We start from the raw sequence: 24,270 nt of genomic DNA on the forward strand, positions 1-24,270 counted from the left end.
ACGATTCTCATTTATTGAATCCCAAAGGAAATACATGATTGCGTCCCGCCCAGCCTCTTTAAAAATGATTGTTGCCTCCGTAATGGGCGCTTTGCTGCTCAGTGCATGCCAGACTGCACCGCAATCGCAACAAGCGGGCCAAACATCGTCCTTTAATGCGACTGCGCCTCAGGCACAGGTCACTTTCCGTCAGGACACCATTGATGGTGCCTACGAAATTCTGGCTGCCAAGGACAGCAAGCAGTTGTTTGTTGCTGCTACTCCTTTGTTTGAAGACCGTGCTGCTGGCTTCCTGCACGTTCTGGACCAGGACACGCTGCGTGAATCGCAACTGATCCAATTGCCGCGCCGTGCCTTTGCACTGGGCCTGAACCAGAAAACTCACACTCTGTACGTGGGCAACACCCTGGACGGCTCGCTGCTGGCAATCAACAGCCTGAATGGCACCGTCAAGCAACTGATCCAACTGGGTCAAAAAGAAGACAAGGGCGGCTGGGAACACACCCGTAAAGTCGTTATTGACGAGCAAGACAACCGCATCTTCGTGACCAATCCCTCCGAAGGAGGCCGCGTATGGATTGTGGATGGCGCCGACGGTCGTATCCTGCACAATATCGATAACGTGGGCTTGTGGCCTGCTGGCGCTGCCTACGATGCCAACACCAAGCGTCTGTTCGTGGGCCACGGCGGCAAGGATGAAATTGCCGTCATCAACCCGGCCACAGGCGCTATCGAACAGCGCTTCACCACTGGCGATGCAAAAAGCGATAAACGTGAAGATTCCCGCCACTTCTTCGTGAACATCGCCCTGAGCGCGGATGGCAAGAAGCTGTTTGGTGCTGACGCCAATACCGGCAAGATCTACCAATTCGACACCAGCTCCGGCAAAGTGGAAAACACGGCTGAAGTGGGTCTGGGGCTGCTGGATATCGTGTACAACGACGCTCGCAAAGAGCTGATCGCCACCAACCGTGGCGTGGATCGTGAAACACCAGCCGGTACCGGTTCGGTCACCATTCTGGATGCCAACACCCTGGCTGTTAAACACCGTATCAGCGCCCCTGTGCACCCCAACAGCGTCACGCTGAGCGCTGACGGCCAGACCGCTTTTGTCACTATCAAAATCCCTCATGGCGACAAGAGCCCGCACTACCTGAAAGGTGCCAAGGACAGCGTTCTGCGTCTGAACCTGAATCAGCTCTAAGCCCCTGGCTTAAAGCCTGGTCCCAAGCCGAGACTGCCCACAAGGCAGCTCGGCTTTTTTTGTACCTGCCACTTTGGTCTGCCAGGCGGCCTGCCCCTCATCTGTGCCTTGGCCGCAGGATAGTTTTGTCCGCTGTTCAAGCTCTAAGACAAGGCCCGCCATCACTGGCTCTTGGGCGTTTCAACGCTGTTTTAACAATGCGGTCTGGAAACAAGCAGCAAAGCGGATTGCTGCAACCGGCCACTTGCTCAATAGAATCAATTAGTGGCCTAGCAAGACGCCTCTTGTCTCCCGGCCCCACACTCCCTTTCCCGCCTCCAGCTGTGCCACAGATTGGCATTTCTGGAGCGTTTTCTATTGAAGACAAGTCATGGTTCAGCTGAACGCGTATCACCAGCCTATTGGCCCCTCGCTCCCTCATTGGCAGGCCCGCCCGCAGCCAGCACGCTGCGTTCTGCACGGCAAATACTGCCGTCTGGAAGCCGTGAACCCGGAACAACATGGCGACAGCCTGTACGAGGCCTACAGCAACGCCAGCGATGGCCGCGACTGGACCTATTTGTCTGTAGGCCCCTTTAACAACCGCGCACAGTTCGACCAGCACCTGCAAACCATCAGCCAGGCCAGCAATGCCGTGCATTACGCCGTCGTCGAACAAACCACGGGTCGCGCATTGGGCACCTTGTCCCTGATGCGGATCGACCCACAAAACGGCTGCATTGAAGTGGGCTTTGTAGCCTGGTCGCCCGCTCTGAAACAAACCCGTATGGCCACCGAAGCCCACTACCTGTTGATGGCTTATGCAATTGATGGACTGGGCTACCGTCGCTACGAATGGAAGTGCGACACACACAATGCCCCCTCCCAAGCCGCTGCACGACGATTGGGCTTTCGTTATGAAGGTATCTTCCGTCAGGCGATTGTGTACAAGGGCCGCTCGCGCGATACAGCCTGGTTCTCCATTACCGACCAGGACTGGCCAGCCCTGAAAGCGAATTTCCAGGCCTGGCTGGCACCTGAAAACTTTGACGATCAAGGTCGTCAGAAACATCGTTTGGGGCAGCAAATAACTGTCGCTCCAGCCGGTCCCGGCGCCCGCCGCTTAAAGCAAATGCTGGCCCTGCAAACCGAGCTGAATCAGTTGATTGATCCGAACTGGCGAGTGGCCAAGCAGGACTACTACCGGGCGATCTGGGTGGAATGTGCGGAGCTGGCCGATTACCTGGACTGGAAGTGGTGGCAGCATAGCGAGCGCAATCTGCCGCAACTCCAACTGGAGCTGATCGACATCCTGCATTTTGGTCTGTGCGATGTACTGCGTGCCAACGATGCGCTGCGCGAGCAAGAAGCCGCCACCGCACTGGATCAGCTCCAGCACGCATCAGCCACCGCCAGCGACTCTACGGCCATCATGACGGCTCTGGAACGCTTTACCTTGCGCGTTCTGGAGACACGCCAGTTCGATTTCAGCGGCTTTGCCCAACTGGCTGCTCTTTGTGGTCTGACACTGGACACGCTCTACCACTCCTACGCGGGCAAGAATGCCCTGAACCGCTTGCGCCAACTGCGCGGCTATCAGCACGGCCACTATCACAAGCAGTGGGGCGGGCAGCAGGACAACGAGCATCTGGCACAGCTGCAATTGCGTCTGCCCACCGAGCATGACCATTACCCCGAAATGGTCCTGCATGCCCTGCAAGAAAGCTACGACACGTTTTTTTCGGGAGCCTCCCAGGTCCGGAACGGAGCCTGCGTACCGCCTCCCCTTTCTTCACGTTGACAAAGGACTGTCCATGTACCTCGATTGCGATTGTTCCATCAATGTCTTTCTGGACTCGCCTAAACCGGACTCCAATCCCGTGGAAAGCAATGACACGCGACATCCACCCGACCCCCGGCCACAGCCGCATAAGGTGCAACATCCCTGGTCCCGCTCGCGACGCCGCGAGCGCTCCCGCTGGCGCCAGGGTTAAGCAGCCCCAGCGCTTGTCTCCCGGCCCGGCACCACTGCCGGGCTCGTCTCCTTGATAAGGCCCCAAGCAAATGGAATAGGAGCTATGAGCCAGCGCGCATAGCTCCTCTTGATGTAAATCAAGACAATGAATCCCATCGTCGGCACAAGGATCGACGAGGCCTACCAAAGGAGACAAGCACATGGATACCCCACTCAGAGACAAATCCTATTTTGATGAACGCGCCACCAAAGAGATGGCCATTCATCTACAGCAAGTGCAACGCGACACCCGCGAAACCATGGCATTTGCCTGCCGCATCCTGGCCATGACCGAGCAGGAAGCTGGTTTGGCCGGCCAGATCAGCGTCCGTTCCGAGCGCCCCGGTGCGTATTGGACCTTGCGCTTTGGTCTGGGTTTTGACGAAGCCACCCCCGAAGACTTCATTGAAGTTGACCGCGACTTGAATACCCTTAGCGGCGAAGGCATGGCCAACCCGGCCACACGCTTTCACCTGTGGGTCTACGAAGCTCGCCCCGACGTCAATTCCATCATCCATACACACTCGCCCTGGGCCACGGTATTGGCCACCGCCCGCCAGCCCTTGGTAATTTCGCAAATGGACATGACGCCTCTGCATAATGACTGTGCATTTTTGGGCGAATGGCCTGGCGTGCCCATTGCCGATCAGGAAGGTGTCATCATCTCCAAAGCCCTGGGTGACAAGCGTGCCATTATTCTGGCCCACCACGGTTATCTGACCGCAGGTAAAAGCTGCCAGGAAGCCACGTACCTGTCGGTGTATCTGGAACGCGCCGCACGTCTGCAAGTGCGTGCACAAGCGGCCTTTGGCCCACTTACCCCTGTGGACGATACCTTGGCGGCCGAAGCGCACGACTATCTGCTCAAGCCCTCCATTGTTAACGCTACCTTTGACTACTGGTCCCGTCAGACCCAAGGCATTGCGCCCTTAACTAAAACTCGCTGACGCCCGCAACCAATACCCCGCTTCCACCAGGAGGTCGCCATGACGATGCCTAACAATGGACAGGCGCGTTCGTCGCGCCAATACGTTACCGCTGGCTTGGCCAGCATGATGGGAACCACCATAGAGTGGTATGACTTTTTCTTGTACGGCACCGCTGCCGCACTGATTTTCAACAAGATCTTTTTCCCCGCCTTTGACCCGATTACGGGCACACTGGCGGCCTTTGCCACCTACTCTGTGGGCTTTTTCGCTCGTCCTTTAGGAGGATTTGTTTTCGGCCATTTTGGCGACAAGTTGGGCCGCAAATCCATGCTACTGATCACGCTCTTTCTAATGGGGATCCCCACCATCCTGATCGGCCTGATTCCCTCTTATGAAAGCATTGGCTACTGGGCCGCTGTGCTGCTGGTGCTGATGCGCTTTCTGCAAGGTATCGCAGTAGGCGGAGAATGGGGCGGGGCCGTGTTGATGGCGGTTGAACATGCCCCGGAAGGCAAAAAGGGCTTTTTTGGCAGCTTGCCGCAAACAGGGGTTGCCCCCGGCCTGATCCTGTCTTCCCTGGCTATGGGCGCCGTCGCCAGCTTGCCAGAGGAAGACATGCTGTCCTGGGGTTGGCGCCTGCCCTTTCTGGCCAGCGTCGCCCTGCTGCTGGTGGGTTGGTGGATACGTGCCAAAGTGGCCGAATCCCCCGACTTCGAGCAAATGAGCAAAAAGGGCAAACAGGTTCCGATTCCTGCTCTGGAAGTTCTGCGTCATTACCCACGCGAAGTCCTGCTGGTCGTGGGAGGCCGTCTGGCAGAAGTGACCTGGTTCTACACCGTGGTGACCTTTGCCCTGGCTTACGCCACCACCACCTTGGGAGTAGAGCGCAGCGTCATGCTGGATGCCACCGTCTGGGGTGCCTTCGCGGCCTTGTTCACCATGCCCCTGTTTGGCGTATTGGGCGACCGAATCGGCTTCAAATGGGTCTTTATGGCAGGCACGATCTGCATGCTGGCATTCTCCTCCACCTTCTTTTCCATGCTGGGCAGCCTGGATTCCAGGACCATCACCCTGGCTTTGGTGATTGCGATTGGGCTGGTGTATGCCGCGCTGTATGGCCCGCAAGGTGGCCTGTTTTCCACGCAATTTCCACCTGAAGTGCGGTACAGCGGCATCTCCATTGCCGTGCAGGTATCCGGTGCCATCGGTGGCGGCCTGGCTCCCTTGGTGGCGACCTCCCTGCTGGCCTATGGCGACGGTCAACCCGACTACATCGTCTGGTACCTGAGCGCGCTGGGTCTGATTGCTTTTGCCAGTACCTGGTTCATGCATGGGCCGACGCACTTCTCTCTTCCCGCCCTATCCAGCCGAAAGGTACGCACATGAACGCAGCCGGTATTCACTACTACTTCTGGATGAATTCGGACTGGGCCTACCTGGGAGCCGACAGACTGGAAGCGATTGCTCGCAAGCATGGCATCCCTATCCACTACAAACCCGTGGACTTGCCGCAAGTCTATGCACGTACAGGCGGTGTCCTGCTGGGACAGCGCTCACCAGAACGTCAGGCTTATCGCATTGCAGAGCTTAAACGCTGGTGTCGCAAATTGGGCATACAGGTAAATCCCACACCGCGCTTCATGTGCCCAGACGCCACGCTGGCCTCCACCCTGGTGATTGCTATCAATCAGGCTGGTATGCCGGTGCTGGATCTGTACAAAGCCATTTTGCGGGCACAATGGTGCGAGGAGCAGAACATTGCTGACCCCACGCAACTGGCTCGAATCCTGCAAGCACAGCAGCTGGATGCAGACTACTGGCTGAAACAGGCACCGCTGATGCAGGCGCAGTATCAAGCCCACACCGAAGAGGCCATTAAAGCCGGTGTCTTCGGTTCGCCCTCCTATGTGTATCAGGGCGAACTGTTCTGGGGTCAGGACAGGCTGGACATGCTGGACGAAGCCATCGCCCTGCATCCTGCGCCAGCTTGAAGCACAACCCCGACACCAAGCCTGACTGTTTTTAAAACAAGGGCGGGGCAAGGTTTATCTACCTTGCCCCGCTCTACTTGTTTACAGCTTGGTTCGCAGGCTCAAACCCTGCCCCCAAGCCATCAAAATGATTCAAACGGTCTATACCGAAATCGCTCTAATAGCCCTAACAGTCATCAACGGCGAGCATCCGTACTTGGTCAAAATCTAACAAAAAAGCGGCGAATAAACGCCTCGCTACGGGCTGCGCTTGCTGCTTGAACAAATCGTCACCCAAAGAGCCTCACAATCTTCCCCGGACGACCTCATCCAGATGCACACTAGTGCGGGCAAAACCGCGGCTGGCCTGCCTGAACATAGTCCTTTATTCAGAGGTAAAAGCCGTAGAATCACGCCTTTTCCTGCCAGGAAAATTCACCGATACGCCAGCGTAGCATTCCTGAAATTGGACTTTTGGGTCCGCCTTAAGGCCCGAGTTTCGGGCTTTCGGCATGCCGCCTGCCAAAAATGAAATGCAATGAGCAATTTTGAAAATTTACTTTTTCCATTGATACAGAATGTTATGTCTGCCGTACGAATCATATCGATAGATTTTATCTATTCATTGAGTCTGTATTCTGAGGAAATTGGCTACTTGAGCAATGCCAGTAAAGGTAGCCGTCTTCGTCAGAAGAAGGGCGCGGGGCTTTATATTGAACAAATACGCCACTATAAAGTATCAGCCAGATCAAAAAATCAGGATTCTGCTGATCTCCAATAACACTAGACAGCACGAACAACTTCTTCAAGCCCTGCTGGCTGGTGCTTTTCGGGTTTCTGTTGCTGCGGACGGAGTGCAAGGATATACCAAGGCCCAATTAACGCTACCCGAACTTATCCTGATGGATAAGCAATTGACGGGGATAGACGCCTTGTCCTTGACCCATATGTTGCAAGGATTAAAAGCCACGGCCCAAATCCCCATCATCGTTCTGGATTCACGCATGGATGGCAGCAGCGATGAATGCGTCACTTTTCTAAAGGCTGGTGCGGTTGATTACATTGGCAATCCGTATGCGGTCGATGAAGTAAAAGAACGTATCAACGTGCCCTTGCGCTGCCCCAAGCAGATGGCGCCTGCACTTGTGCCGGGCAAGATGCCAAGCCAGCGGCCCAGCACGACAGCCGAAACCAGCATGCTGATCCATGCCATTCAGAAAACCATTGATGCCAATCTGGGTGCGCCGCCCAGTCAAAAAGAACTGTGCGATATGTTCAAGATTTCGCGTCGAAAAATCATGAATATATTTCAGCGTAATTTTGGCTTAAGTGTAAGTAGCTATATCCGATTGCAGCGTATGTATCGGGCCGAGTATTTGCTGAAGACTACGGCCTTGAAAATTGATGTGATTGCGACCGATTTAGGATTTTCCAGCCCGGCCAATTTCTCTACCGCATTCAAAACGTATGCGGGAGTGTCTCCCGGAAAATTCCGCCAGGCTATGGAGAAGAACAAACCCTATACAGAAAACACACCATGTATTCGCTCCATGGGCCCACCTGTTTTCTCATCTGGGTGGTGTCCGCCGTAAATGGCAACAGGAAAAGAACAAGGTCCACAGGAGACTCGAGCCAGACTCACATAAAAATAAAACTGTTGAACGAAACAATGCCAGGAAGGTGATAAAGGAACCCGCCCTTCACACCTCCACCTTGGCCAGATACAGAAAAAGATGGCTGCACGCCACACAAATCCGGTTTCAGAGGGTCTGCACTTGCCGCCAGGGGGCAAGGTGATAAAATCGTGGCTACTTGAATAGTTCAATTCAAAACAGATCCGGGACGACCTGGATCTGCCTTTTCAGTACAGGGACGGCCCTACCTCTTTGGCGGAGCATCCACGATGGCCCACCCTGCATCACCCTCAACTCAACTCATTACTCCCATCACCTGGCTGCGTCTGCTCGGTTCCTGGTCCATTGTTGTCCTGTTCATGATTTTCGGCGGGCAATGGCTGGGAGACTCCCTGAACGGCACCACGGCGGCCATCGTCTTTCTGGTGCTGTTCGTGACCATCCTGACGGCCTCGTTTGGTGTGGTCCGTGAAGCCGACCACCTGGCCCACCAACTGGGCGAGCCCTACGGCACCCTGATCCTGACCCTGTCCATTGTGCTGATCGAAGTTATCCTGATTGCCTCGGTACTGCTGGGGCCGGGCGACTTTCCCACCATAGGTCGGGACTCGATCTACGCCGTGATGATGATCATCCTGAACCTGATCACCGGCCTGTGTCTGATTGCCGGCGCAGCGCGCAATGGCGATCAGGAGTTCAATCGCCAAGGCACCAATACCTACTTGTCCATGATCGTCTTGCTGACCAGTGTGGGCCTGATTCTGCCCAACTACACCAGCAATGCGGGCGAGTTCAGCACCACCCAGGCCATTGGCATTTCGGTTCTGACGGGCCTGGTCTATGCCATCTTTCTGTATCTGCAAATGGGCAGTCACCGCCATGACTATGTGCAGCCCAATCAGGCGATTCAAAGCACTGAAGATACGACACCCACATCGCGTGATCCCCAGGCGACTCGCGCGATGCTGATACGCAGTCTGGTGCTGATCGCCCTGATCCTGCCTATCGTCCTGTTGGCACACCATCTGGCCATTGTGACGGACTACGGTATCGCCGCCTCGGGCGCCCCCGTTGCCGTCGGCGGTGTACTGATCGCAATTATCGTATTCACCCCGGAGTCCATCACTGCGATCAAGGCGGCCATGAACAATGAAATGCAGCGCGCCATCAATCTGTGTCTGGGTGCCTTCGTCTCTACCGTGGGGCTGACTGTGCCAGTGGTGCTGATGATTGGTCTGATCACCGGCAAGCAAGTGATCATGGGCATCAGCAATATGGAAATCGTGTTGTTTCTGATCACGGCACTGCTCAGTATCTTGAGCTTTAGCGGCAAGCGAACCTCACCCATTCAAGGCTATATGCATCTGATGGTTTTCGCCGTGTTCGGGCTGCTGCTGTTTTATCCCTGAGAAGAACAAGGCAAACAGAGCCAAACCGGCTTTGTTTGCACCTATCCAACGGGACAGACAAGCATAGCGGGCCTTCGTGGCCCAAGCGCCTGTCACTCAAGGTCCATGATTTACTGACAGAAACCGAGCTGCTCAGGATCGATCCGGTTCCGAACGAACACACTTATACTCGAACTCGTTCATACCATCGGCAAAGTCCACGTGTTCCCACCCCAAGCGCGTAAAAAAGCGGCAGGCACGCTGGTTTTCCGGGAACACAAAAGCCACCCATTTACGACATGGGGGATGGCCTGGCCAAGCCAATACCGCTTCCAGCATGGCTCCGGCCTGACCATTGCCGCGTAATGGCGGCGCAACGGCAATATCGGTAATTGCATGTGGCAGATTTCGCCCGTCTCCCCAGGCACACCCAATCAAACCAATGGGCTGACCGTTCTGCTCGGCAACCAGCTGGACGCCATCGCTTTGGTTCAACACGTGCTCCAGCCACTCCTGATCCAGTGGCCCCAACTCGCGGTTCAAGTCCTCGTCCTGGAACCATTGCTGTATCCAGTCCCAGTCCGTCGCACGAATTCTTCTGATTTCCATCGCTACCCCGTTTTGAGTTGTCCGCTGCAGCTTGGAGCAGCCCCAGACAAAAACGTTCGAGACCAGCCTCATTCCAAGGCGGAATGACGCAACAAATTTTCCAGCCAATCCGCAAACACCTGAAAACGGCGCGACAAGTGTTGGCGATGCAAATACAGCAAGGACATGGGCATGGGAGCGGCACGGTGATCCGGCAGCACCTCCACCAATTCACCTGATTGCAAATGCGCCTGCACATCGTAAGCAGGGATCTGAATTAGCCCCAAGCCGGACAGACAGCAGGCGATATAGGCCTCGGCATTATTCACCGTCACACGACCTGGCAGATCCAGCACCTGACGCTTGTCGTGCTCCATCCACTCCCAAGGAGCCACACGCTCGCTGGTGGGCGAGGCATAACGGACCACTTGGTGGTTCTCCAGATCCGTTGGCGTCTGGGGCATGCCATAACGGGCAAGATAAGCGGGGCTGGCTACATTGATCAAGGGCAAGCTGCCCATTTTTCTGGCGATCAGGCCCGAATCACTTAATGGTCCCACGCGCAGCACACAATCCACCTGCTCCTCAATCAGATTCACCTCGCGGTCCGTCACGCCCAGATGCACATGGACATGCGGATAGCGCTCCAGAAACTCCGGCAGCGCAGGTGCCACAATCAGGCGGCCTACCCGCCCCGGCACATCCACCTTGATCGTGCCACTAGGCCCCACACTGGCTTGGCGAAACAGGTTTTCGGTTTCCTGCACATCGGCAATCACGCGCAGACAGCGCTCGTAAAACGCCGCACCATCTTGCGTGACTGTGACTTTGCGCGTGGTGCGATTCAACAGGCGAGCGCCCACTCGCCCTTCCAGCTCCTGAATGGCGGCCGACACCGAAGAGCGCGGCATACCCAAGGTATCCGCCGCGCGGGTGAAATTGGCACACTCCACGACCCGCGTAAAGATGCGAAACAGGTCAATGCGGTCCATAACTTTCTCCAGATAAGCAGCAGCAAAACACGGGCTGAACTGCTAGACCCGGTTGACTAAAGCAGCGGTGCGTATTGTTCGTTTTTTCAGACAAATGATGTCAGAACTAGATGATTTAAACAATTTCAGCGACTTATATCATGAAAAAACGAAAAGGCTTGCAGCCCGCAGCCCACACTAGCAAGGAGTCATCATGGCAAAGCACAGCATCAAAGGTAAAACCGTTCTGATTGCAGGCGGGGCAAAGAATCTGGGCGGCCTGATCGCCCGCGACCTGGCAGAGCAAGGAGCGAGCGCCATTGCCATTCACTACAACAGCGACAGCTCCAAAGCGGATGCCGAAGCCACCGTCAAAGCCATCCAGGCAACTGGTGCACAAGCCGTCGCCTTCCAGGCCGACTTGCGTTCGGCCAGTGCCATGGAAAAACTGTTTAGCGATACCGTCGCCGCAATTGGCCGCCCTGATATCGCCATCAACACGGTGGGCAAAGTACTGAAAAAGCCACTGACCGAAGTGAGTGAAGCCGAGTACGAGGAGATGAGCGACATCAACTCTAAAACTGCTTTTTTCTTCCTGAAAGAAGCCGGCAAACACGTACAGGACAATGGTAAAGTCTGCACCCTGGTCACATCCCTGCTGGGTGCCTTCACCCCCTTTTACGCCGCGTATGCCGGCACCAAAGCGCCGGTAGAACACTACACCCGCGCCGCCGCCAAAGAATATGGCGCACGCGGTATTTCCGTCACGGCGGTGGGCCCTGGTCCTATGGATACGCCCTTCTTCTATCCAGCCGAGGGCGAGGATGCCGTGGCCTATCACAAGACCGCGGCTGCCCTGTCTCCCTACTCCAAGACCGGGCTGACGGACATTGAAGATGTTGTGCCCTTTATCCGTCATCTAGTCAGTGACGGCTGGTGGATTACCGGCCAGACCATTCTGATCAACGGTGGTTACACCACCAAGTAAGAAGGCAAGCCAGTGTCTGAGCCTGCAAGATCACTGCTTCGGGCTTGAGCACTGGCTTTTCTCAATACCTGCGCATGGATGTCCAAAAGGCATCCACAAGTGGGAATGCCAGCCAGAACGTAACCGCGTTCAAACCCGAGATTCCTGATACGGGTTCTCGAAAATATCTTCTACGGTCTGCTCGAACAAGGCACTGATCTTGAATGCCAAATCCAGGGACGGTGCATGTTTGCCCGTTTCCAGCGCATTGACCGCCTGCCGGGACACCCCCAAGCGCTCCGCCAAATCTGCCTGCGTCCAGTTCGCCTCGGCCCGCAATACACGCAATCGATTTTTCATTTAATCGCTAGTCCGGACAAAGGGTGAAACCAGAGCGAACACCGCCCAAAAGAAGGGGTAAATCAGCCAGGCAGGAATATGGGGCGCAGCGGCGTAGGTTTCCCCAAAGCCCCAGGCTGTCCACAAGGTCAAGGTTGCGCCTGAGGCCAGCACAAAACACTTGGCCACGATCACCCGCACGAACTCATCGCTTTGCGCCATCAAGCGCAAGGTGGCCCAGACTTGTCCGGCCACAGGCAAGGCGACGGCTATGGCAATCAGCCAACCAACAGGCCGACCGAGCAGGCTGTCGAACAGCCCCAGAATGGTCAAGGCATTGACCAGGATATACACGCCCATAAAGAGCAAAGTGCGAATCAGATAGCTACGACCTGGTGACGGCGCAGAGGAAGAGTTCCGGTTGGCAAGCATGGTTAAGCACCTGAATGTAAAGTAAACCTGACTTTATAGAAGTCAACACTACTTGTCAATAAGTAATGTTTACTTTACATTTTTGAATATAGAGCCAGTCAACCAGCAAACATTCCGATTGGCTGGCTGGTCTATTTGGGCCTACACGTTCTGACCATAAAAACGAGATTTGCAGCTGGCACCTGCGCGCGTTGCTACCCCCCAACACGCAGCCTGGATATAAAGCCACTTGAACAGGCAAAGTTCAAGACCTGCCCGTGTAGCCTAGCGTCGACGGAGATTGCCCAAACCGCGCCTGAAATAGACGGCTGAAATGAGAGAGGTCCTTGAAGCCACAGGCCATGGCCACTTCGGTCACCCGTTTAGGTTTCCCGCCCTCCAGCAAACGGTAGCTATGGATCAAACGCTGCTCCCACAGCCATTGCATGGGGGTTGTCGCCTCAAAAGCAAAGAGTCGGTACAAAGTGCGAGTCGCCATAGACGAAGCACGGGCAATCTGGTCCACATCCAGCGTATCATCATGCAAATGTGCACGCATATAAGCCTGAACCTGCTCCAGCCGCCGCTCCTGACGAGTGCCCCGAGAAAGCGCAGGAGCGTCAGACTCGAATACCGCGGAGAAGATATCCAGCACAGAAGCCGTCACACGCTGATCCATACCGTCCGCTGCCGCCTCCCCCATACCAAGCAGTTGCTTGACCAAGGCGCCAGCCATCGGCCCCAGACGCGAGTTGGCTGCAATACGACGCGCTGCCAGATTGCCCACCGAGGGCAAGCGCGATGCCAATAAGGGGCGGGGAATCATGACCATGGCCGCGTGAGCCAAAGAGCCCAGCTCCAGATCAAAAGGCCGAGATTGATCCTGAAGTACCAGATCCCCTGTTCCCAGGCTGACGTAGCGTCCGTCCTGGCTCAGTTGAATATGACCATCCAGCATGAGCCACAGCATGAAACAGTCGCGCTGATCTTTACGGATATCGGCCTGCCGTCTGCTCACCCGTATCGCCTCCCCCTGAGGGGTGGCAGACCAGATGCTGCTCAGGCCCAAACCACCAAAACTAGTGAGGGTGACCCGCGCCTGAAACTGGGGCCGGGCAATCTGGCTGCACTCGGTCTGTGAAAACTGCCTGCAAGTGACCTCGTGCCAGTGCTCAAAGCTGTCTCCGGGCTTGACCGCTATGATCGCTGTCATAGGTTCAGTCTCCATAATCGGGGCTATCTGCACCGATGGATTAATCATTTTTCAACAAGATTACGTCCATTACCCAAAGACAGACAAGCCCTGAAAATACCAAGCCTCAGCTCCCTGCCCGTGTACTGTCCAGGATGGCAGGCACAGTCAAAAAAAACGTAAAACTGGCAGTGGCAGCCAAGCCAGAACTGCGCCACCCTCCTACTCTACAAGCGTCTATGACACCGGCAGCGGCAATACCAAATACACAGTCGCCCGGCCGTGAGCAAACCAAAGGAGAATGAAATGGCTATTCAAATTGATCAAATCAACCCCAGCAGCACGGCGGTCATTGTGATCGACATGCAGAACGACTTCATCGCACCCGGCGCCCCACTGGAAACACCCATGGGCATGGAGTTGATGCCCCGCCTGCAAAAACTGCTGGGCCACGCTCGCCAAACTGGCATGGAAGTGATCTTCACCGCCCACGCCCACCGCCGCAACGGCTGCGATATGGGCCTGTTCGGAGAGATTTACCCTCCGATTCAAAACCAGGTGGGGCTGGTAGATGAGACAGCGGGCGTTGATATCTACCCCGAAGTAGCCCCACAGGGGGATGAAGTCGTCATCAAGAAGCACAGGTACAGCGCGTTCTTTGGCACCGACCTGGACATCATCTTGCGTACTCGGAAGATCGACACCGTTGTCATCACCGGCGTGACCACCGAAAACTGCTGCCACGCTACGGCTCGCGATGCCATGTTCCATGGCTACAAAGTGGCCTTTATCTCTGATGCCACAGGCACCTACAACTACCCGGATATGGGCTTTGGGGCGATTCCGGCTGAAGAAGTACACCGCGTCACCTTGGGGGTGCTGGCAGTATCCACCGCGCATGTCATGACGACGGATGAGCTGATTCACAAATCCAGACAATAATCACGAACCGGACCAGAACCCGCATGCATTGAGCCTCCAGCTCATCAGGCAGCACCACAGGTCTTGTGAACCGCCCCACTTGTGAGGCTCGCTTCTCAAGACCTGTGGTTATTTTTCTTGTGCCACAACAAGTTGCGCCAGCCGCTGAATGGAGAGCGGCGCACAGCCTTCCGCATCATTGCTGATCGTCACATACGCCGCCTGCCCCGCCCCCGTGATCCCGCGAATCGTGCGGGCCAGCACCGTGCGAGTATGCACGTCCTCGCTGACAATGGCATCGAATGGGGTATGCTTTTTTTGAGCATCGGCATAGCCGTAAGCACCAAACTCCCGGTTCAAGTTCCAGCGACACACCAAGGGTCCCGGCCACAAGGCGCGCAAGACGGGCAGTTGCTCTTCAATCGGCGGCATCTTGCCATGCAGCCCCAGACAAAATGTCGCGCCATTGGCCTTGAGCGTATCGACAAGATGTTGAGTCAACAGCTCTGGATCTCTTACCTCTACCGCAAGCACCACCTGTGAGCCTTGCGGCAAAGCCTCACGCGCCGCTGCCAGCATCTGCCCCAACTTGTCGAACAACTCTGCCGAACGATTCAACCAGCCCCAGGACAGAGGGCTTAACTGGAAGACCAAGACGCCCAACTTGGCACGCAAGCCCTCGACTGCAGGCTGCACGAACTGCTCTACAGCCAGACGAATATCCAGAAAGTCCGGATTAGATTTGCGTACCTTGCCCTGCTCATCACGAACTTGGGCATCCGTAATCATGGAAGGACATTTCACAACGAAGCGAAAATCTTCATCAACCTGAGCGGCATAGGCGGAATACTGCGTGACCGTCAAAGGACGCCAGAAGGTGCGATCCACACAGACGGTGCGCATCAAGGGATGCTGGTGATAGGCCTCCAGGCCGTGCTTGGACAAGATACTCGACTCGTACTCGCCATCCCAGATCAAGCCTTCCCAACCAGGGTAAGACCAGGTGGAAACACCGAAACGCAAGGCTTCAGGAAGCTGGGCGGCCAGATCGCTTAGCTCCAGCGCGGAAGCAGCAAGGCTGACTTTGGTGATTTTGCGTCGGGAAGGAGCAGCGGGCTTTGAGGCGGGTGGCTGAGGAATGGCATCGCCGAAAAGATCTTCTTGCATGCTGGGTATAGTGCCATGGGAATGAAGTTAAGCAAATGCCGGCTCAAAATCCACCAGATCCGTACTTTGCATGCCTAGCCCTTTGGCGACGCTACGCCGACGACTAACAGCCTGAACAATCTCCGCCCAGATTGCTTCTGCTTCCTTCACCGTTAACCTGAAGTATGGTGCCCCACAACATGCGCACTGGAACCTGGAACCCAGGCGCACCTCCAGGTCTGAGCGCTTGGCAGATCGTGTCGTCATCAGAAACCTTCCAACTTGTCAGGATTCACAGAGGCCGAATCATCTTGCGACTTGGCCCCCGAGGTTTGATCCGCTTTGATACGTCGTGGCCGCCTGACGCGCTGGGGCAACTGCTCACGCAGCAAGTCCATCCCCAAGGCATCATTTTCCATGGTCATTACTTTAGTCACATCATTCAAGCGTCCCAACACATGCAAAGCGCTTAAAAAGGTATGCAAGGCAGTACCGGCATTACCATCCTCCATGCGCCGGACTGTGCTCAACGACGTACCAATACGCTGGGCCAAATCCTCTTGGCTTAATCGTCGCGCACGGCGAGCCGCAGAGATATCCCGCCCCAGCCGCAGCAAGGCACGGTCTACAGGACGGGAGATGACACTACGAGGAGCATTTTTATTCTCTGAATCAGTCATATTTTTATCCATTCATATATGAACAAATATAAATCATAAGAACTCAAATATGAACAATAAGGACGCAGTATATGCTTTCAGTGAAACTCTCCATACCCAAGTGGGTACAGGTGCTTGATCACACGCCAAGAAGCGGCACAGCGCTACAAGACACCTGTACAAGCAAATGGCCAATATGCTCATCACGCGACAGTGCGGTGAACAGCCGATAAAAGTATTGGGGGAGATATCAGAACTGGAGCGGGCGATGGGAACATCACGCCGCACTCAACTCGTTGATTGATAACGGGTTCCTTCCGTGAGCGGCACGGAATTAGACCAGATTATGTACCAGTGTCACCTTCTAGGGCAAAGGCCAGGTCGGTGCAGCTCTTCCCAATCTCTAGGTCGGCGGCGAGCCAGCCTACCACACGGCTTTGGTCACTTTGCCCCAAGAGGCGCCACAGTCGTGGGGGGCCATCTGATCTGCGCAAGTCTGCAGCAGCACATTCACCAGTTCGGTCCCGGCATGCGTCGCATCGCCGTCATTGCCGTGGTCGACGCGACGGATTGCAACGGCAAAGAATCGTCGGCACCGTGGCCGCCAAAATCTCCTTGAAACCACCTGCTTTCAACTTCCAAGCCTGCGCTACCGTCCGAGCCCAATTAGGATGGAATCTGCGATAGCGCTTGCCTCAACACCTCAATCACGCCCTTGTGCGGCAGGTACCCAACGATGCCATGCGCATTGGGGGTCGTGTTGTCGACGGTACCGTCGTTCCCGATTCCCTCTGCGAAGTTCTCCTTGGTAAGGGGCTTTCCGAGTGCAACGAAATCGGAGGGGTCATAGAAGTTCTCCCACTTCTGGACAAATGCAGCCTTTCGTCGCGGGACACCCAACTTCGCTTTGAACGCATCCAGCCCGAGTGGCGATCCCATGGTGATCAGGAGAGGGACCTGAACCCCGGCACTGACAGCTTCCATCTCTCGCAGTAGCTTGAAAGCGATGACAGTTCCGAGTGAGTGAGTAATCAGTATTTGAGGACTACGCTTTAGGTAAGGGCGAACGATATCGTCGACCGCCTTGGCCGCTTTTGGCGAGGAAAGGTAGGTATGGCCTTGTCGCACGAGCCGAAGCAGGAGCGCACCCTTGAGAGGGGAAATCTTCTCGACCACGCGCATGAGACCCACGAGGCGCCTTGCAATGAAGTTGTCCATCGGCACGGCAATGTTCCCTGACTCTTCGATGGCAGCGCTGATCTGGGCCTCATCGATGTCATGATCGCCAGCGAACTCCTCCATAACAGCGCTGAGGAACTTCAGTTCATCAGCATCGCCGATATCGACTGCTGTGGATTCAGCTCCCATGCCGACAGCGACTTTGGTCTTGCGGTTCGTCCAATCCGCGAGAGTCGTCCCGTAGTACGCCATCTCGACTGAGGCGCCGGCAAGCAAGCCAGGCTGAACAGCATGGAGAGACTCAGTCCACTTTTGCAGGAGCTCGTCCTTCGTTGAGCCTTCTTGCCCGATCCCGTGAATCATCAGCACATTCATCTGCTTTCCTCCAGGTTGAATTTTTGTACCAAGATACGCGCGCCTTCTGCTTTGAATGACGAGAACTGGGATGGCAGGAGAAAAGCAGCGACGTCACCTAAATTTTCCGCAACTGCCTTCTCCGCTGGTTCCGGGTTTTCCATGAATTGCCATCCTTGGCGCAGCCAAGGCCATAGACCGGCGATCTCTCCCATCGCAGGGCGGGTCGCGTCGGTTACCCATCTGGGTAACTTTTGATTTGCAGCTGAATATGGTCGCTCCCTGACTGGGGGAACTTCTGTCACCAAGCTGCCGTGGCCGGAGTCGGTGCTTTGGAGTAATCCCATGAACGCCACGTCGAATGGAATGGCCTGTCCGTAATCGCAGTAAAAAAACGCCATGCGCCGAATACTGTCGATGTCTCCACTATAGTCATATAGGTAGCTGGCGATGGCTCCCAGTGTTGGGTTGACGTGTTTGGCTGAGCGGAGTCGCGCCGCGATATCGTCCACCTGATCTGCAGCAAGATTGCCGGCCTGAAGGTCGACAATCGTCTCGATGTAAGTGCTTAGTGGATCCGGTCCCCAGTCCCATCGGGAAACGCAGGTCCAGTTGATCTCGTTTCTTCCGTCGCGAACAAGAAAAGTGACCAGCATCGGATAAACGACAGCCGACGCAAAAACGCCATCCTCGAATTCGACCAGTATTTGAATGGCCCCTTGCTTCTTGCTGCTCACCCGGTAGTGTGTGACGCCGCCTTCCGTGAAAAACTTCTCAACGGAAGATGTGCTCCAGATCGCCTTGGGCACCGCACCGTGGATAGACAGGTTGAAATCACGGAAGTCGGCCTCTCTCTGGATTGAGAGTCCGTCTCGGATGTGCCGCGTGAGTAATCGCGCTTGGAGAGGGCGCGAAAACTCGTGGATGTTAGGAAGCCTGATATGCAGCTCTCTACTACCATCATCCGGCTCCTGAACCACCTCCGGTGGTGCCGGCCACTTGGGTGGAGGTAGCCCATGTGGGCTGCCTCCACGCTGAAAGTAGACTGCATGCTCTCGGGGTATGCCGGTGGCGCAATCTGGCTTGCACTGGAGGTCGTAGATTTCTCCGATTTCCCGCAATCGGTCTTTGGAGAACAAGGCCAGTGATTCGGGTATTACGCAGTCGGGAAGGTATTTGTCAAACGCTTCGTCCCTGAAGCCGCAAAGGCCTTCGATCAAGACGGTGGAGAACACGCATCGATCAGGAGCCTTGCCGTCCCCTTTCAGCATATACGCCTGTTGACCATCTACCACCGCATTGAAGCGATCGATGATCGGTGCCTGTGCTTCGTATGGCCCTCGTGGAAGCACGGGATCACCAAAAATGTCAGCAGTATCTATGTCCGCCGGTAGCGAGCGGCAAGCATCGCCAAAGATCGTCAGGCTCCTGATGCCGTGTCTGTAGAGTTGTCTCTTCAGCCCTTCCACAGAGATGGCGCGAGTTTCGTCAAACCAATCGCTTGGAAGCCACATATTCTGCTCGGCCCCGGAGCGGAATCCATGCCCAGCGAAGTGAAGGACAAAGAGCTCCACCTCGTCGTTGGAAGCGAGCATCCCCTTCAGCGATTCTCGAATACGCTGAATGGTGACGCGTGTCTCACCCTCATCAGTGATCACCTCCGTGGTGAATCCGGCTTGGCGCGCCCAATCTCCCATTTCGTGTGCCGCCGTAATAGCCCCCGGCAAGTATGAAAGTGGGGGAGCCTTCGATACCCCAATCGTCAGACACAGCTTCACGGTTGTCCCCTCCGGCAATGCGCCAATTTAATCGGTTCGTCGAAAGTAGATCGTACTAGCGCGATCACGTTGTCGTCGCCCCTGTGTTGCTTGAGGTCTTCGTCCCGATGAGAGTCGTGACGCCAGAGACGCGCGCTTGCGCCAGGCTGTCACTGCGTATTGCGCTGGATCTCTGGCTTCTCAGGTGAGGATGCAGGGGGACCGTGATAGGCTTTTCTGTCGCTTCGGTTGCCCGCAATAGATCGGTTGATGTTCTGAGATTTGTCGGTGAATCGTCGAATCGATGACATTCGCATGTCATTCCTTCTTGATCTGAACGAAGACCCATGCCGTCTGGCGAGATGCCTCATCGTTGCCCGTCGAGGTGGCGTCGCCGCGCCCTGTGCTACCCGAACCGCGTCTGCTGAAAGACCATCGGCGTCTGACATGCGGGTGATGCCCAGACTTGAAAGCACGTAGACCGAATGCGTCTTTCGCCGCGATGGCATCTGTAGCAAAACCTCACCACCAAGCCTCCCCGCCTCGGGCGAGAAACATCTTGAAGCATACCGCCACGCAGAGGCTCGGTGTTGGTGGACAAGGTGCCACATCGACTGGTTGCTGGGGTGAGCATTGCAGCCATTCGCCGTCACTACAACCTTTCCACAAGCCAAGTCGCCACCGCTCCGCGCCGCGAAGGTGTGGGATGGCGTCGACCAGACCACGAGAAAAGCCGATGTCCTGAACCCGTTCACCAGGGAGTAGCCAATGACAAAGTCATATTCTTCCGGCGCCCAAGCCAAGGTCTTCTATCGTCCGATCGAGGCGGCCATTCAGTGGGCGGGGCTGTCGCGTTTCGAGCGCCGCATCCTCGATGTCGCCAAGGGGATGAACCGCTTGCCCGAGCACCCCGAACTGGCGCGCTGGCCACAGCTTCGCCTGAACGCGGAACGGATCTACGACGCACTGGTGCATCTCGACCTTCCCTACGGCAAGGATGGCATCACGAGCAACGACCCCGCCTTGCTCGATGACCCTGGCCTCACGATCCGCCACGTCGATCTGAAGGCCTGGATGATCCGTTTCTATCCCGACCAGCGACCGGCCTTCCTGTTCGATGCCTTTGAGCGTCACCTGCATCCGGCCGTCAGTGTCGATGCCGTGCAGGCACTGGTCATGGATCGCGAGGCGTTGAAGCTCCAGCTTGCCGACAAGGTGCAAGCCTGGGACGCGCTCTATGACCAGTTCCAGACGCTCAGCCAGGAGCACCAGGCGCGCACGGAGCGCGAGAAGCATTCCGGGATGCCGGGCGCCCGCAGTGAGTCCACCTACCTGAACATCGTTGGCGGTCTTCTGACCCTGCTGCTGGGCAAGTCGCCCAAGGGCGTTCCCTATTCGTCCTTCGAGACGCTGGAATCGGTCATCAGTGCGCTGGTTGCCCACTACGGCGACAAATCCGGGATCAGCGAGCGAACGCTGTGGGCGAAGTTTTCGGCAGCCAAGCGACATCTCGCCACCCAGGACCGCTGACTGCAAGTGCAGACGGCGAGCCTGCACTTGCGGTGACTGCGCAGGGACCGCGCTATTGAATACGGGGCACTTCCATCACCGCCGCTACACAGCGCCAAGGAGTGTCCCTCGTGACTGCCCAGACCATCGCCACCGCGACGCCGAACGAACACCGCATCCTGCGCCGCGCGGAAGTCGAGGCCAAGACCGGCTTCAAACGCGCCCACATCTACAACCTGATCAAGGAGGGCAAGTTTCCCAAGCCCCTGCGCCTCGGGGTACGCGCCATCGGATGGGATTCGGTGGAGATCGATCAGTGGATCACCGATCGACTCAGGGAGCGGGCATGAGCCCGCGCTCCCCCGGAATCCCTTCCACGAGGAGTCGCACCATGCAGGTGGTATCCATCATTTCGACCAAGGGTGGCGTCGGCAAGACGACCACCGCAGCGAACCTGGGCGGTTTCATCGCCGATGCGGGACTGCGCGTGCTGCTGCTGGACCTGGACGTACAGCCCACCTTGTCGAGCTACTTCACGCTCGGCACGCGTGCGCCTGCCGGCATCTACGAGATGCTGGCCTTCAACGAGCAGCGCATCGAGCAATTGGCTTCGCAGACCGCTGTGGCGGGTCTCGACCTGGTGGTGTCGAACGACCACCGCGGCGAACTGAACACACTGCTGCTGCACGCGCCCGACGGCCGGCTGCGCCTGCGTCACCTGCTCCCCGCGCTGGCGTCGCACTACGACCTGCTGCTGATCGACACCCAGGGCGCGCGCAGTGTGCTGCTGGAGATGGCGGTACTGGCGTCCAATCTGGCGCTGTCACCGGTGACGCCGGAAATCCTGGCGGCGCGTGAGCTGAGGCGCGGCACGCTGCAACTGATCGAGGACATCGCTCCGTATCGGCACCTCGGCATCGAGCCACCGCCGCTGCGCTTGCTCATCAACCGTGTGCATCCGGTGTCGTCGAACGCCCGACTGATCCAGCAGGCCCTGCGCCAAGTGTTCCAAGCGCACGCTGGCATACAGGTCCTGAACACCGACGTCCCGGCCATCGAAGCCTACCCACGTGCTGCCACACGGGGACTGCCAGTGCATCGCGTCGAATACCGGCAGCCGGTGGGCCGTACTGCGCCTGCGGCGTTGGAAACGATGCGTGCGCTGGCTGGCGAGCTTTTCCCGGCATGGCGGGAACGCTTCGCGTGCGTTACCGGCAGAGGCCACGCAGGAGGAGCCAGTCATGGCAAACGCGCATGAACTGGCCCGCGGCCATGAGCGGCTGCGCGTGCTGATCGAGTTCGCGCTGGGCGAAGGCTGGCGCGTGAAGCGCACGCGCGGCGGGCACCTGATGTTCACCAAGCCCGGCTGCGCCGTGATCTATACCAGCTCGACTGCGAGCGATCACCGCGCCAGCCGCAACGCTCGCGCGCAGCTTCGCCGCGCCGATCGACAGGCACTGACGGCATCTCGGGAGAGCAGCGATGGCTGAGCCGACGCCGCAGGACATGGCCGCCAAGCTGCTGGCCAGCGGCTTCGAACGCAGCGGTCCTTCGGCCGCGGCCTTGACCGACCCCATCGCCGACACGCCGATGGTGGTGACGCTGGACGAGCTGCGCCCCTATGAACATGACCCGCGCGTGACGCGCAACCCGGCCTACGAGGAAATCAAGGCCTCGATCCGCGAGCGCGGGCTCGACGCGTCGCCCACGATCACGCGCCGGCCGGGCGAGGCGCACTACATCATCAGGAACGGTGGCAACACGCGGCTCGCGATCCTGCGCGAATTGTGGAGCGAGACCAAGGAGGACCGCTTCTTCCGCATTGCATGCCTGTTCCGCCCCTGGCCGGCACGCGGCGAAATCGTGGCGCTGACCGGACACCTGGCCGAGAACGAACTGCGCGGCGGGCTGACCTTCATCGAGCGGGCCTTGGGCATCGAGAAGGCGCGCGAGTTCTACGAGCAGGAAAGCGGCCAGGCGCTGTCGCAGAGCGAACTCGCGCGGCGGCTGACGGCCGACGGCTATCCCGTGCCGCAGTCACATATCAGTCGTATGGCCGATGCGGTGCGCTACCTGCTGCCGGCGATACCGAACCTGCTCTACGGCGGCCTGGGGCGACATCAGGTGGAACGGATCGCTGTACTGCGCAAGGCGTGCGAGCGCACTTGGGAACGGCGTGCGCTGAACCAGTCATTGGCGGTGGACTTCGTCACGCTGTTTCAGGATGTGCTGATGCAATTCGACACACAGCCGGATGACTTTTCGCCGCAACGGGTGCAGGACGAACTGGTGGGTCAGATGGCTGAGTTGCTGGAGGCGGACTACGACACGCTGGCGCTGGAGATCGACGACAGCGAAAGCCGCCAGCGTGCGCTGACCAGCGAACCGGCGGCACCGACACCTCCGGCAGCGCCTGTCGTGCCTGCTACTCCTCCCGCACCGGTCTCCGCGCCTCAGCAGCCACCGGTTTTGTCCGTGCCGCGCGACACTACGCCGGTCACGCTGGTCACGCCTGCGGCGCCAGCAGCGACACCGCCTGCATCGTCCGAAGCGCCGAAGGACCAGCACGGGCCACGCGACGAGCGCCTGCAAGGCCACATCGTGACACCGGCGCCGACCACCGAGCGCCTGCAGTCCATCCAACGGATGGTTGCGGACCAACTCGGCGACAAGCTGCCCGACTTCGAGGCAGATGCGCTGCTTGCGATCCCCGTACAGGCTGGCGGGCTCTTTCCCATCTCGGATGTCTGGTACATCGAGCCGGGACTGGACGCGCCGGATCGCCTGCGCGTGCACATCGCACAGTTCGCGCGCGAGATCGCCGAGGATGCGACGGTAGCCGAACACATCGAGGCCAGCGAGGGCGGCATCGGCTTCGTCTGCGTGTCGCCGGCCGTGGGCCAGGCGAAGGCGCTGCCGGCGTTCGGGCGGGCGGTGCTGACCCTGCTGCATGCACTGAGTGCGGCACCGCCAGCCGCGAACGGCTTGGACCGTGCGCGATTGGCCGACGAGTTGGCGGCGCTGCTGCATGGCCACGGCGGTTCGACCACACGTCTGAGCGATGCTGCGCTGGTGAAGCTGTTCCGTCTGCTGCGCCTGGCGCGCCGGCTGCTGGATCTGCAAGCCGGCGAAGCGGGCCACGAAGCCTGAGCGCAGGAG

The 24,270-nt window shown here is 57.4% G+C and carries 24 protein-coding genes; 15 read left to right on the top strand and 9 right to left on the bottom strand.

The genetic code is table 11. From position 1 onward, the window contains the following. Positions 1-34 precede the first annotated feature (34 nt). The 8 genes from N879_RS11065 (at position 35) to N879_RS11095 (ending at position 9,139) form a co-directional block, all read left to right on the top strand. Positions 35-1,204, top strand: coding sequence for a YncE family protein (locus tag N879_RS11065; RefSeq protein ID WP_009461136.1), 1,170 nt, complete (start codon positions 35-37; stop codon positions 1,202-1,204). A gap of 370 nt (positions 1,205-1,574) precedes the next feature. Beyond that, positions 1,575-2,984, top strand: a complete 1,410-nt coding sequence (locus N879_RS11070; RefSeq protein ID WP_021446979.1) for a GNAT family N-acetyltransferase — start codon at positions 1,575-1,577, stop codon at positions 2,982-2,984. Positions 2,985-2,997: 13 nt separating this feature from the next. Next, positions 2,998-3,177, top strand: a complete 180-nt coding sequence (locus N879_RS20425; RefSeq protein ID WP_137430725.1) for a hypothetical protein — start codon at positions 2,998-3,000, stop codon at positions 3,175-3,177. 181 nt (positions 3,178-3,358) lie between these two features. Continuing rightward, a complete protein-coding gene (locus N879_RS11075) occupies positions 3,359-4,144 on the top strand; it encodes an aldolase (RefSeq protein ID WP_009461139.1) in 786 nt (261 codons plus the stop codon). 39 nt (positions 4,145-4,183) lie between these two features. Next, positions 4,184-5,512: an MFS transporter gene (locus N879_RS11080; protein ID WP_009461140.1), complete on the top strand. Its 1,329-nt coding sequence runs from the start codon at positions 4,184-4,186 to the stop codon at positions 5,510-5,512. Next, entirely contained in the window at positions 5,509-6,117 is a 609-nt protein-coding gene (locus tag N879_RS11085) for a 2-hydroxychromene-2-carboxylate isomerase (RefSeq protein WP_009461141.1), read from the top strand. Before N879_RS11080 ends, N879_RS11085 begins: the two co-directional genes overlap by 4 nt. A 692-nt stretch (positions 6,118-6,809) precedes the next feature. Then, positions 6,810-7,688, top strand: a complete 879-nt coding sequence (locus N879_RS11090) for a response regulator transcription factor (RefSeq protein ID WP_009461142.1) — start codon at positions 6,810-6,812, stop codon at positions 7,686-7,688. 311 nt (positions 7,689-7,999) lie between these two features. Then, entirely contained in the window at positions 8,000-9,139 is a 1,140-nt protein-coding gene (locus N879_RS11095) for a calcium:proton antiporter (RefSeq protein ID WP_009461143.1), read from the top strand. A 132-nt stretch (positions 9,140-9,271) separates the two neighbouring features. Here the strand turns inward: N879_RS11095 and N879_RS11100 are convergent, their stop codons facing one another. Together N879_RS11100 and N879_RS11105 are read right to left on the bottom strand one after the other, a co-directional pair. After that, positions 9,272-9,727 carry a GNAT family N-acetyltransferase gene (locus tag N879_RS11100; protein ID WP_009461144.1) on the bottom strand — a complete coding sequence of 152 codons (456 nt, stop codon included), beginning with the start codon at positions 9,725-9,727 and terminating at the stop codon, positions 9,272-9,274. A gap of 68 nt (positions 9,728-9,795) precedes the next feature. Further along, positions 9,796-10,698: a LysR family transcriptional regulator gene (locus tag N879_RS11105; RefSeq protein ID WP_009461145.1), complete on the bottom strand. Its 903-nt coding sequence runs from the start codon at positions 10,696-10,698 to the stop codon at positions 9,796-9,798. A gap of 193 nt (positions 10,699-10,891) precedes the next feature. Here N879_RS11105 and N879_RS11110 point away from each other — a divergent pair, with 193 nt between their 5' ends. Continuing rightward, complete coding sequence (locus N879_RS11110; protein WP_009461146.1) at positions 10,892-11,665, top strand: SDR family oxidoreductase; 774 nt, start codon at positions 10,892-10,894, stop codon at positions 11,663-11,665. Between the two features lie 129 nt (positions 11,666-11,794). Here the strand turns inward: N879_RS11110 and N879_RS11115 are convergent, their stop codons facing one another. The 3 genes from N879_RS11115 to N879_RS11125 form a co-directional block, all read right to left on the bottom strand. Further along, the gene (locus N879_RS11115) at positions 11,795-12,004 is read right to left on the bottom strand and encodes a helix-turn-helix transcriptional regulator (protein WP_009461147.1); all 210 of its coding nucleotides are present in this window, start codon (positions 12,002-12,004) and stop codon (positions 11,795-11,797) included. Continuing rightward, positions 12,005-12,415: a hypothetical protein gene (locus N879_RS11120; RefSeq protein ID WP_009461148.1), complete on the bottom strand. Its 411-nt coding sequence runs from the start codon at positions 12,413-12,415 to the stop codon at positions 12,005-12,007. A 244-nt stretch (positions 12,416-12,659) separates the two neighbouring features. After that, on the bottom strand, positions 12,660-13,607 hold the full coding sequence (locus tag N879_RS11125) for a helix-turn-helix domain-containing protein (protein ID WP_021446983.1): 948 nt from the start codon (positions 13,605-13,607) through the stop codon (positions 12,660-12,662). A 285-nt stretch (positions 13,608-13,892) separates the two neighbouring features. Here N879_RS11125 and N879_RS11130 point away from each other — a divergent pair, with 285 nt between their 5' ends. After that, positions 13,893-14,528: a cysteine hydrolase family protein gene (locus tag N879_RS11130; RefSeq protein ID WP_009461152.1), complete on the top strand. Its 636-nt coding sequence runs from the start codon at positions 13,893-13,895 to the stop codon at positions 14,526-14,528. 108 nt (positions 14,529-14,636) lie between these two features. Here N879_RS11130 and N879_RS11135 read toward each other — a convergent pair whose 3' ends face one another. From N879_RS11135 to N879_RS11155, 4 genes are all read right to left on the bottom strand, one after another. Then, positions 14,637-15,674 (bottom strand): DUF72 domain-containing protein, encoded by a 1,038-nt coding sequence (locus N879_RS11135; RefSeq protein ID WP_021446984.1) that lies wholly within the window; start codon positions 15,672-15,674, stop codon positions 14,637-14,639. A 245-nt stretch (positions 15,675-15,919) separates the two neighbouring features. After that, complete coding sequence (locus N879_RS11145) at positions 15,920-16,333, bottom strand: helix-turn-helix domain-containing protein (RefSeq protein ID WP_009461154.1); 414 nt, start codon at positions 16,331-16,333, stop codon at positions 15,920-15,922. A gap of 645 nt (positions 16,334-16,978) precedes the next feature. Continuing rightward, positions 16,979-17,866, bottom strand: coding sequence for a hypothetical protein (locus N879_RS11150; RefSeq protein ID WP_009461155.1), 888 nt, complete (start codon positions 17,864-17,866; stop codon positions 16,979-16,981). After that, positions 17,863-19,623 carry a caspase family protein gene (locus N879_RS11155; RefSeq protein WP_009461156.1) on the bottom strand — a complete coding sequence of 587 codons (1,761 nt, stop codon included), beginning with the start codon at positions 19,621-19,623 and terminating at the stop codon, positions 17,863-17,865. The genes N879_RS11150 and N879_RS11155 overlap by 4 nt, the downstream gene beginning before the upstream one ends. Before the next feature lie 747 nt (positions 19,624-20,370). Here N879_RS11155 and N879_RS11160 point away from each other — a divergent pair. From N879_RS11160 to N879_RS11180, 5 genes are all read left to right on the top strand, one after another. Continuing rightward, positions 20,371-21,132, top strand: coding sequence for a hypothetical protein (locus N879_RS11160; RefSeq protein WP_021446985.1), 762 nt, complete (start codon positions 20,371-20,373; stop codon positions 21,130-21,132). Between the two features lie 110 nt (positions 21,133-21,242). Further along, positions 21,243-21,461 carry an AlpA family transcriptional regulator gene (locus tag N879_RS11165; protein ID WP_009461157.1) on the top strand — a complete coding sequence of 73 codons (219 nt, stop codon included), beginning with the start codon at positions 21,243-21,245 and terminating at the stop codon, positions 21,459-21,461. A 41-nt stretch (positions 21,462-21,502) separates the two neighbouring features. After that, positions 21,503-22,369, top strand: coding sequence for a ParA family protein (locus tag N879_RS11170; protein ID WP_021446986.1), 867 nt, complete (start codon positions 21,503-21,505; stop codon positions 22,367-22,369). Next, positions 22,353-22,601, top strand: coding sequence for a hypothetical protein (locus N879_RS11175; protein ID WP_009461158.1), 249 nt, complete (start codon positions 22,353-22,355; stop codon positions 22,599-22,601). The genes N879_RS11170 and N879_RS11175 overlap by 17 nt, the downstream gene beginning before the upstream one ends. Continuing rightward, on the top strand, positions 22,594-24,261 hold the full coding sequence (locus N879_RS11180; RefSeq protein ID WP_009461159.1) for a ParB family protein: 1,668 nt from the start codon (positions 22,594-22,596) through the stop codon (positions 24,259-24,261). Before N879_RS11175 ends, N879_RS11180 begins: the two co-directional genes overlap by 8 nt. The last annotated feature ends 9 nt before the right edge of the window (positions 24,262-24,270 follow it).

The sequence above is a fragment of the Alcaligenes sp. EGD-AK7 genome (assembly GCF_000465875.3).
GTDB classification, from domain to species: domain Bacteria; phylum Pseudomonadota; class Gammaproteobacteria; order Burkholderiales; family Burkholderiaceae_B; genus Alcaligenes; species Alcaligenes phenolicus.

Coding starts and splice junctions, on each gene's coding strand:
- N879_RS11065 (WP_009461136.1), top strand. CDS start 35: ATGATTGCGTCCCGCCCAGCCTCTTTAAAAATGATTGTTGCCTCCGTA.
- N879_RS11070 (WP_021446979.1), top strand. CDS start 1,575: ATGGTTCAGCTGAACGCGTATCACCAGCCTATTGGCCCCTCGCTCCCT.
- N879_RS20425 (WP_137430725.1), top strand. CDS start 2,998: ATGTACCTCGATTGCGATTGTTCCATCAATGTCTTTCTGGACTCGCCT.
- N879_RS11075 (WP_009461139.1), top strand. CDS start 3,359: ATGGATACCCCACTCAGAGACAAATCCTATTTTGATGAACGCGCCACC.
- N879_RS11080 (WP_009461140.1), top strand. CDS start 4,184: ATGACGATGCCTAACAATGGACAGGCGCGTTCGTCGCGCCAATACGTT.
- N879_RS11085 (WP_009461141.1), top strand. CDS start 5,509: ATGAACGCAGCCGGTATTCACTACTACTTCTGGATGAATTCGGACTGG.
- N879_RS11095 (WP_009461143.1), top strand. CDS start 8,000: ATGGCCCACCCTGCATCACCCTCAACTCAACTCATTACTCCCATCACC.
- N879_RS11100 (WP_009461144.1), bottom strand. CDS start 9,727: ATGGAAATCAGAAGAATTCGTGCGACGGACTGGGACTGGATACAGCAA.
- N879_RS11105 (WP_009461145.1), bottom strand. CDS start 10,698: ATGGACCGCATTGACCTGTTTCGCATCTTTACGCGGGTCGTGGAGTGT.
- N879_RS11110 (WP_009461146.1), top strand. CDS start 10,892: ATGGCAAAGCACAGCATCAAAGGTAAAACCGTTCTGATTGCAGGCGGG.
- N879_RS11115 (WP_009461147.1), bottom strand. CDS start 12,004: ATGAAAAATCGATTGCGTGTATTGCGGGCCGAGGCGAACTGGACGCAG.
- N879_RS11120 (WP_009461148.1), bottom strand. CDS start 12,415: ATGCTTGCCAACCGGAACTCTTCCTCTGCGCCGTCACCAGGTCGTAGC.
- N879_RS11125 (WP_021446983.1), bottom strand. CDS start 13,607: ATGACAGCGATCATAGCGGTCAAGCCCGGAGACAGCTTTGAGCACTGG.
- N879_RS11130 (WP_009461152.1), top strand. CDS start 13,893: ATGGCTATTCAAATTGATCAAATCAACCCCAGCAGCACGGCGGTCATT.
- N879_RS11135 (WP_021446984.1), bottom strand. CDS start 15,674: ATGCAAGAAGATCTTTTCGGCGATGCCATTCCTCAGCCACCCGCCTCA.
- N879_RS11145 (WP_009461154.1), bottom strand. CDS start 16,333: ATGACTGATTCAGAGAATAAAAATGCTCCTCGTAGTGTCATCTCCCGT.
- N879_RS11150 (WP_009461155.1), bottom strand. CDS start 17,866: ATGAATGTGCTGATGATTCACGGGATCGGGCAAGAAGGCTCAACGAAG.
- N879_RS11160 (WP_021446985.1), top strand. CDS start 20,371: ATGACAAAGTCATATTCTTCCGGCGCCCAAGCCAAGGTCTTCTATCGT.
- N879_RS11170 (WP_021446986.1), top strand. CDS start 21,503: ATGCAGGTGGTATCCATCATTTCGACCAAGGGTGGCGTCGGCAAGACG.
- N879_RS11175 (WP_009461158.1), top strand. CDS start 22,353: ATGGCAAACGCGCATGAACTGGCCCGCGGCCATGAGCGGCTGCGCGTG.
- N879_RS11180 (WP_009461159.1), top strand. CDS start 22,594: ATGGCTGAGCCGACGCCGCAGGACATGGCCGCCAAGCTGCTGGCCAGC.